The organism is Candidatus Polarisedimenticolia bacterium (assembly GCA_036001465.1).
In the GTDB taxonomy this organism is placed as follows: domain Bacteria; phylum Acidobacteriota; class Polarisedimenticolia; order Gp22-AA2; family Gp22-AA2; genus Gp22-AA3.
The window spans coordinates 40,210-47,326 of the sequence record DASYUH010000034.1 but is presented as its reverse complement, the minus strand read 5'-3'; the positions used below and the strand labels follow the sequence as shown (position 1 = coordinate 47,326).

8 protein-coding genes are annotated in these 7,117 nt (G+C 71.7%); 5 read left to right on the top strand and 3 right to left on the bottom strand.

Features of this window, described 5'->3' with window-relative positions:
- The 4 genes from VGV60_07305 to VGV60_07290 all read left to right on the top strand — a co-directional run.
- The coding region (locus VGV60_07305; GenBank protein ID HEV8701062.1) for an HNH endonuclease signature motif containing protein at nt 1–690 on the top strand (690 nt) is incomplete at its 5' end.
- A 244-nt stretch (nt 691–934) separates the two neighbouring features.
- Nucleotides 935–1,306, top strand: coding sequence for a PilZ domain-containing protein (locus tag VGV60_07300; GenBank protein HEV8701061.1), 372 nt, complete (start codon nt 935–937; stop codon nt 1,304–1,306).
- A gap of 20 nt (nt 1,307–1,326) precedes the next feature.
- Complete coding sequence (locus VGV60_07295; protein ID HEV8701060.1) at nt 1,327–1,926, top strand: UbiX family flavin prenyltransferase; 600 nt, start codon at nt 1,327–1,329, stop codon at nt 1,924–1,926.
- Complete coding sequence (locus VGV60_07290) at nt 1,911–2,849, top strand: UbiA-like polyprenyltransferase (protein HEV8701059.1); 939 nt, start codon at nt 1,911–1,913, stop codon at nt 2,847–2,849. Before VGV60_07295 ends, VGV60_07290 begins: the two co-directional genes overlap by 16 nt.
- Before the next feature lie 2 nt (nt 2,850–2,851).
- Here VGV60_07290 and VGV60_07285 read toward each other — a convergent pair whose 3' ends face one another.
- Nucleotides 2,852–4,327 (bottom strand): DUF4147 domain-containing protein, encoded by a 1,476-nt coding sequence (locus tag VGV60_07285; GenBank protein HEV8701058.1) that lies wholly within the window; start codon nt 4,325–4,327, stop codon nt 2,852–2,854.
- A gap of 176 nt (nt 4,328–4,503) precedes the next feature.
- Between VGV60_07285 and VGV60_07280 the strand changes: the two genes are divergently transcribed.
- The gene (locus VGV60_07280) at nt 4,504–4,776 is read left to right on the top strand and encodes an HU family DNA-binding protein (GenBank protein ID HEV8701057.1); all 273 of its coding nucleotides are present in this window, start codon (nt 4,504–4,506) and stop codon (nt 4,774–4,776) included.
- A gap of 124 nt (nt 4,777–4,900) precedes the next feature.
- On the opposite strand, the gene VGV60_07275 is transcribed toward VGV60_07280, so the two are convergent.
- Nucleotides 4,901–5,428, bottom strand: coding sequence for a biotin/lipoyl-containing protein (locus VGV60_07275; GenBank protein HEV8701056.1), 528 nt, complete (start codon nt 5,426–5,428; stop codon nt 4,901–4,903).
- A 3-nt stretch (nt 5,429–5,431) separates the two neighbouring features.
- Entirely contained in the window at nt 5,432–7,066 is a 1,635-nt protein-coding gene (locus tag VGV60_07270) for an acetyl-CoA carboxylase biotin carboxylase subunit (GenBank protein HEV8701055.1), read from the bottom strand.
- Nucleotides 7,067–7,117: the final 51 nt, after the last annotated feature.

Genomic DNA, 7,117 nt, shown 5'->3' with positions numbered 1-7,117 from the left:
GACTCCCCCTGGAGAACCGGGAGGACTCCTTGGTCCGGCAGCGACGGCGGAGTGCAAATGTGTGCGGGCGTGTCGGCCGTCGACGGAGTGCGATCGTGCGCGTCCGCGGGGCACGCGACGGCCGGAACCCGGGTGCAAATGTGTGCGCCCTCCCGGTCGCGCGTACGGTTCTGGGCCCCCGACGACGTCGCGGCGCTCTGGCAGCACGCCCTGAACGTCTGCCGTCTGGTGGAGAACGGACCTGAGGATGGGCGGCCTCTCCGGGACTGGGAGTGCGTCGCCCGGATGATCGCCTCGTTCCTGCACACCTGGGACATCAGCGGCGACCCGAAATGGCGGCGGGACCACCGGATCTTCGAGCGGGACGGCTGGCGCTGCCGGGTCCCCGGCTGCTCGTCGCGCCGCAACCTCCAGGTCCACCATGTGATCTACCGGTCGCACGGCGGGGGGGACGAAGACGACAACCTGGCGGTGCTGTGCGCCACGCACCACCTGCAGGGGATCCACGCCGGGCGCCTGCGCTGCCGCGGCTCGTGCGAGGGACACCTGCGCTGGGAGTTCGGCAGCGGCCCTGGCGGCGCACCAATCATGACGACGGTAGAGGAGGTGCTCCTGGACACGACCGAGGCCTGGGAAGCCCTTGGAGACGCCGACGGGGGCCAGCGTTGCGCGTTCGAGGAGGCGGGTTGACGCGAGCGACGATTTCAACTTGGGAAGCGCATCTACGGAAGCGCGCCCTCCGCATAGTCACGCGGGCATCAGAGGCCCACGCGACACTCCAGCACTCTCCGCTCTCGCACTCTCCGCTTGACAGGCTCCTCCCGGTCTCATACGATGGGCGGCGCAAAGTCAGTGTTCGCGCGCCTTTCGGCCGGCCGCACCCAAGGGCCAGAGGCACGGCACGCTCAAGGATGGCCAACGCAAACGTGAGCGCATGAGCCCAACGCAGGACAAGCGGCGCCACCCACGCGTCGCTCAACGCATCCGGGTGCGGTCCTCTTCACGGGAGGCCGTGGAGCTTGAGACCATCGACCTCAGCGCCGGCGGTCTCTCCTGCACGGCCCCCGCCTTCCTTCCCCTCATGACGAAGCTCGCGGTGTCGCTGGTCCTTCCCGGCCACAAGTCCTCCCTGTCCGGGAGCGACGACGGCCAGATGGTCAAGGGGGAGGCGGTCGTGGTCCGGACGGAGCCGTCCTCGCCGGCGCCGGGCAACGGCACCTACCGCGTGGCCCTGTTCTTCTCCCGCATGGAGGACGAAGACCGGAATCTGCTCCTGGAATTCCTGGGACGGCATTCCGGAAAGTAGGGGCCTGGGAGGGGGTGCGCGTGAGGCGATACGTCGTCGGCGTCACGGGCGCCAGCGGATCGCTGTGCGCCCGCTCCGTCCTCCGCCACCTGTCGCGCCATCCGGAGGTCGAGCGGGTCCACGTCGTCCTGAGCCACTTCTCCCTGCAGACCCTGGGCGCGGAGCTCGGCAAGGCGGTCCGGGACGAGGACGAGGGGCTGCGGCTGCTGCTCGGAGGGGAGACCGGCGAGCGGATCGTCCTGCATCGCTCGGGGGACATGGCGGCCGCCGTCAGCAGCGGGTCGTACCCCGCGGACGGCATGGTCGTCGTGCCGTGCAGCGGCGGCACCCTGGCGGCCATTGCGAACGGCACGTCCGCGAACCTGGTGCACCGCGCCGCCGAGGTGACTCTCAAGGAGCGGCGGCCCCTGGTCCTGGCGTTCCGCGAGACGCCCATCAGCCTGGTGCACATCGAGAACATGGAGCGCGCGGCGCGCGCCGGCGCGATCATCTACCCCCTGACTCCCGCCTTCTACAACCGGCCGCAGAGCCTCGACGAGATCGTCGAGCACTTCACGGCGCGCATCTTCGACCTGCTCCACCTGCCGCACTCTCTCGGAAAGCGATGGGGAACGGCCTGATCGCGGACGGCGGCGCCGCGTCGTCCGGCGGCCTGGCCGGGTCCTGCCAGCCGGCGCGGGCCCGCGGCTGGCGCGCCTTCGCCGCCACGCTGTCGATGATCAAGTTCCAGCACACCCTGTTCGCCCTGCCGTTCGCCTTCGCCGGCGCGATCCTGGCGGCGGGGGGCGTGCCGACCGGCAGGCAGATCGGCTGGATCCTCGGGGCGATGGTGGGGGCGCGGAGCGCGGCGATGATCTTCAACCGCATCGTCGATCTGGATTTCGACCGGCAGAACCCGCGCACCGCGTTCCGTCCGCTGGTCACGGGGGAGCTCGGTCTCGGATTCGCCTGGACCGCCCTGGGCGCGAGCGCCGCCCTTTTCGTCCTGAGCGCCGCGATGCTGAACCGCCTGGCCCTCCTCCTGGCCGCCCCCGCGCTCCTGCTGATCCTGTCGTACTCCTACGCCAAGCGGGTGTCGTGGCTCACCCACGTGCATCTCGGGGCGTCCCTGGGGCTGGCCCCCCTGGGGGCCTGGGTGGCGGTGCGGGGGACCGTGGACGCGGCCCCCCTCCTGCTCGCGGCGGCGGTCACCTTCTGGGTCGCGGGCTTCGACGTCATCTATGCCTGCCAGGACGCCGAGTTCGACCGGCTCCACCGATTGCACTCGATCCCCTGCCGCTTCGGCGTCGCGGGAGCCCTGCGGCTCTCCTCCGCGTTCCACCTCCTGACCGTCCTCTTCCTGCTTCTGGCACCGTCCGGCCTGTCGCTCGGCTGGCCTTACTTCGCGGCCGTCGCAGGCACCGCGGCGCTTCTCGCCTGGGAGCACCGCCTGGTCCGACCCGATGACCTGAGCCGCGTGAACCAGGCGTTCTTCACCGTGAACGGGTTCGTCGGCTTCCTGATCCTGGCGGGGATCGCTCTCGATCTCGCGCTTCGATCCTAGGCTCAGACCACCGGGGACCGGAGGGGATCGATCGTCTTCCTGGTGGGCGTCGCCGGGCCGGTCAGGAGAAGGTAGAGGTCCCGGACGTTCGTGCCGGTCGGTCCGGTGGTGAAATCATCCCCCAGCTTCCTGAAGAACCGGTAGGTCGTCGCCTCGCGCAGCGTCCGGGCCGGGTCGAGGCGGGCGAGGCGGGCCCTCTCGAGGGTCGTCTGATCGACATACGCGCCGGCCGCCGGTGAGTTGCCGTCCAGGCCGTCGCTCCCGAGCGCCAGGAAGGCCCAGGGACGCGACCCGAGCCCGGCCATCCTGAGGGCCAGGCGCAGCGAGAGCTCCTGCGCCCTGCCTCCCTCCCCCGGCACGAGCGGCGCGGTGACGACCTCCCCTCCCAGCACCAGAAGCCGCGTTCCGGGAGGGGCCGTCTCGATCGCCCGCGCGATCATCTCGACCGCGGTCTCGACCGGGCCGACGATGTCGGTCGGGATCGCCTCGGCGGGGAGGCCGCGCGTCAGCCCTCCGCGGACGGCGGCGTTGCGCAGGTCCCGGTTGGACAGAATCGCCTCGTTCCGGGATCGCCGGAACACCCGATCGCGCGGCTTGAATGTCTCGGGGATCTTCCCCGCGCGCAGCGCCTCGAGCGCCTTCACCGGCAGCGCGGGGGCGATGCCGTAGCGGTCGATGGTCCGGATCATGTCGTCCAGCGTCGTGCGGTCGGGCAGCGACGGTCCCGACGCCACCTCGTCGAAGCGGTCGGGGTCGACGTCGCACATCACCAGCGTGGACTGGCCGGCGGCCCGGCGGGCGGCATGCGCCAGGCGCCCGCCTTTGATCGCCGAGAGATGCTTGCGCACCGTGTTGATCGCCGTGATCGGGGCGCCCGACGTCAGGAGCGCCCGGTGCAGGGCGGTCTTGTCGGCTTCCTTCATCAGCTGCGGGAGCGGCGCGGCCAGAAGCGCCGACCCGCCGCCGGAGGCCAGGAAGACGATTTCGTCCGGGGCCCCCGCCCGGGACGCGAAGCGCAGGGTGGTCTTTCCGGCGAGGAACGAGTGCTTCAGCGGGACCGGATGCTCGGCGGCGATCGTCTTCACGCGACAGCGGGAGGCCGGGAGACGCACGCCGTCCAGGGCCGCCTGCAGGACGGGCGGCACGGCAGCGCCCCCCTTGCGGCTCGCGTCCTCGCGGCGGGGATGGACGACCAGGGCGTCGAGCATTCTCCTGCCGCCCGCCTCGTTGAACCTCTGGAGGAAGCCGGCGGTCATCGCCGGGGCCGCCTTGCCGTAGGCCACGAGCAGCAGGCGGCCCTTCTTTCCCATGGCGATGGCGCGGCCGCAGAGACCGAGGTGCTCGGGTCGGACGTGCACGACGCGGCGCATGGCCGCGGCCGGATCGCAGGCGGCGAGCGCCTCCAGTGCGATCGCGTGAAGCAGTTGGGCCGCAAGGCTTGCGGCGCCGGGCGTCCCGGAACCCCTCGCAGTCACCATGTTGGCAGAGTTCCCTCAAATCCCCGGCGGATGACACTTCCCGGGGAGCCCTTCTGCGAAGCCCGCGTCCACCATGTATTGACAAGAATTCGAGGACTCTGGTATAAGCCCGTCACGTCAAGGGATGGGTTCTCGCTTCGTTTCACCACAACGCATTTACCTCGAGGAGGTGTCGCATGAACAAGGCGGATCTGATCGACAAGATCGCCAAGGACGCGAAAATCAGCAAGACCGCCTCCGGCAAGGCGCTGGACTCGCTGGTCGACGGCGTGACCAAGGCCCTCAAGAAGGGCGATCGGGTCGCCCTGGTCGGCTTCGGGACCTTCACGGTCTCCAAGCGCAAGGCTCGCGTGGGCCGCAATCCGCAGACCGGCGAGCAGATCGAGATCAAGGCGCGCAAGGTGGCGCGCTTCCGTCCGGGCAAGGAACTCGCGGCTTCCATCCGCTAAGGTCCACCTGAACTCAATCGGTTGAGACGAAAAGGGCGGTGTCTCCGGCGCGGGGGCATCGCCCTTTCTGCTTCCGCGCCGGCATCCGGCCGCGCGCGGCCCGGCCGAAGATTCGGACAGGCTCCTACTCCACCGTGAACAGGACAGCTCCCGCCTCCACCGTGTCCCCCGGCCGCACGCGCACGCGGGTGAGGCGCCCGGACTTCGGAGCCGGGATCTCGTTTTCCATCTTCATCGCCTCGACCACGACGACGCCCTGCCCGCCCTGAACCGGATCCCCCTCGCGCACCAGGAGGGCCCTGATCTTCCCCGGCATGATGGCGCGCACCTCGACCGGGCCCACGCGCGCGGGCCGGGCCACCAGGACGCGCTTCAGGGGATCGAGCAGGCGCACGGCATAGTGGCGGCCTCCGACGACGACGCCGTACGGCGTCTCTCCGCCGGCACTTCCCTCGCCGCTCGCCGGGCCGTTCTCGCGCACCACCGCCGCCTCGCGCGTCCGGTCCGCGAGCGACAGGACGACGAACGCGCCGTCCCCCCGGCGCTCCACCTCGCGGCGAGCGCCGTCGAGCGTGACGGCGAAGCGGCCGGCGCCCCGCCTCTCGATCTCGATGCTCCATTCCCGTCGTCCGACGCGGGCCAGGTAGCGCATCGCTCAGGCCTCCGGCCGCCGCACCAGGCGGCCGTCCATGAACGAGCGACGGCCGACGGCGACCCACGGGTTCAGGCCCTGGCCCGCCTCCCTGAGCGCCGGGCGATCCAGCTCCTCGGTGGCCCTGATGGCGGCGGCGATGGCGGCGAACTCGGCCTCCGGGCCCGCTTCCAGGAAGGCGGGCGCCAGGCGCGGCATGAGGCGATCGACCATGCCGATGTCGAGACGGCCCGCCGTGAAGTCGGGATGGCCGAGGAGCTCCCGGTGGAACGGCAGGGTCGTGCGGATCCCGGGCCCCGCGACGACGAACTCGTCCACCGCCCGGCGCAGGCGGGCCAGCGCCTCGTCGCGGTCCCGCCCCCAGGCGATCAGCTTGGCGATGAGGGCGTCGTAGTGCAGGGGGATCTCGTCCCCCGGCTGCAGGGCGGTGTCCACGCGGATGCCGGGACCGGACGGGATGCGCAGGGCCGCCACGCGCCCGGGGGACGGCCGGAAGCCGTTCGCCGGGTCCTCAGCCAGCACGCGGCATTCGATCGCCCAGCCGCGCGGCTGCAGGTCCTCCTGCTCGAGGCCCAGCGGCCGGCCGCGGGCGATCTCGATCTGCGCCCGGACGAGATCGATGCCCATCACCATCTCGGTGACCGGGTGCTCGACCTGGATCCGGGCGTTGACCTCCATGAAGTGCGGCCGGCCTTCTCCGTCGAGGAGGAACTCGATCGTGCCGGCGTTGCGGTAGCCGCAGGCCCTGACCACCTCGAGCGCCAGGGCGCCCATCCGGTCGCGGGTGGCCGGGCGGAGGGCGATCGAGGGGGCCTCCTCCACCAGCTTCTGGTGCCGGCGCTGCGCCGAGCATTCCCTCTCGCCCAGGTGCACGGCCGCGCCGTGGTGGTCCGCCAGGACCTGGATCTCGACGTGCCGCACGTTCTCCATGAACGTTTCAACGTACACCCCGTCGTCGCCGAAGGCGGAGCGCGCCTCGGAGCGGGCGGCCCTGACGGCCGCCTCGAGATCCGCTTCCGAGCGCACCACGCGCATCCCCTTGCCGCCCCCTCCGGCGGCCGCCTTCAGGATGATCGGGTAGCCGTTGCCGCGGGCGAACGCGGCGATCGCGGACGTGTCCCCGGCGCGATCGAGCAGCCCGGGGATGACCGGCACGCCGCGCCGGCTCATCAATCGCCGCGCCTCGACCTTGTCCCCCACCAGGCGCATCGCCTCGGCGGTCGGACCGATGAACACCAGCCCCGCGTCGCCCACGGCCTGCGCGAACTCGGGGTTCTCGGCGAGGAAACCGTAGCCCGGGTGGACGGCGTCGGCCCCCGCCTGCCGTGCCGCCTTGAGGATCGCCTCGATGTCCAGGTACGACGCGGTCGCGGCGGCGGGGCCGATGCAGTACGAGACGTCCGCCAGGCGCACCGGCAGGGTGTCGCGATCGGCCTCCGAGTAGACCATCGCCGGGGACAGGCCCGCCTCGCGGCAGGCGCGCAGGACGCGCAGGGCGATCTCTCCCCGGTTGGCGATCAGGACGCGGCCCATCGGCCGGACCTCTTCGGGCGCCCGCCGGCGCGGCCGGGACGGGGACGTGCGCTCCCGGGACGCCGCCCGCGGCGGCGACTTCCTGACCTTCGACCCAGGGCGCATGGCGGGGATGGCCTCCGGCCCGCTCGCCGCCACGCCCGCGCGCGGCGGCTT

What these genes read in the sequence shown, in the direction of transcription:
- VGV60_07290 (HEV8701059.1), top strand. Translation starts at nt 1,911, where the DNA reads ATGGGGAACGGCCTGATCGCGGACGGCGGCGCCGCGTCGTCCGGCGGC.
- VGV60_07270 (HEV8701055.1), bottom strand. Translation starts at nt 7,066, where the DNA reads ATGCGCCCTGGGTCGAAGGTCAGGAAGTCGCCGCCGCGGGCGGCGTCC.
- VGV60_07275 (HEV8701056.1), bottom strand. Translation starts at nt 5,428, where the DNA reads ATGCGCTACCTGGCCCGCGTCGGACGACGGGAATGGAGCATCGAGATC.
- VGV60_07280 (HEV8701057.1), top strand. Translation starts at nt 4,504, where the DNA reads ATGAACAAGGCGGATCTGATCGACAAGATCGCCAAGGACGCGAAAATC.
- VGV60_07300 (HEV8701061.1), top strand. Translation starts at nt 935, where the DNA reads ATGAGCCCAACGCAGGACAAGCGGCGCCACCCACGCGTCGCTCAACGC.
- VGV60_07285 (HEV8701058.1), bottom strand. Translation starts at nt 4,327, where the DNA reads ATGGTGACTGCGAGGGGTTCCGGGACGCCCGGCGCCGCAAGCCTTGCG.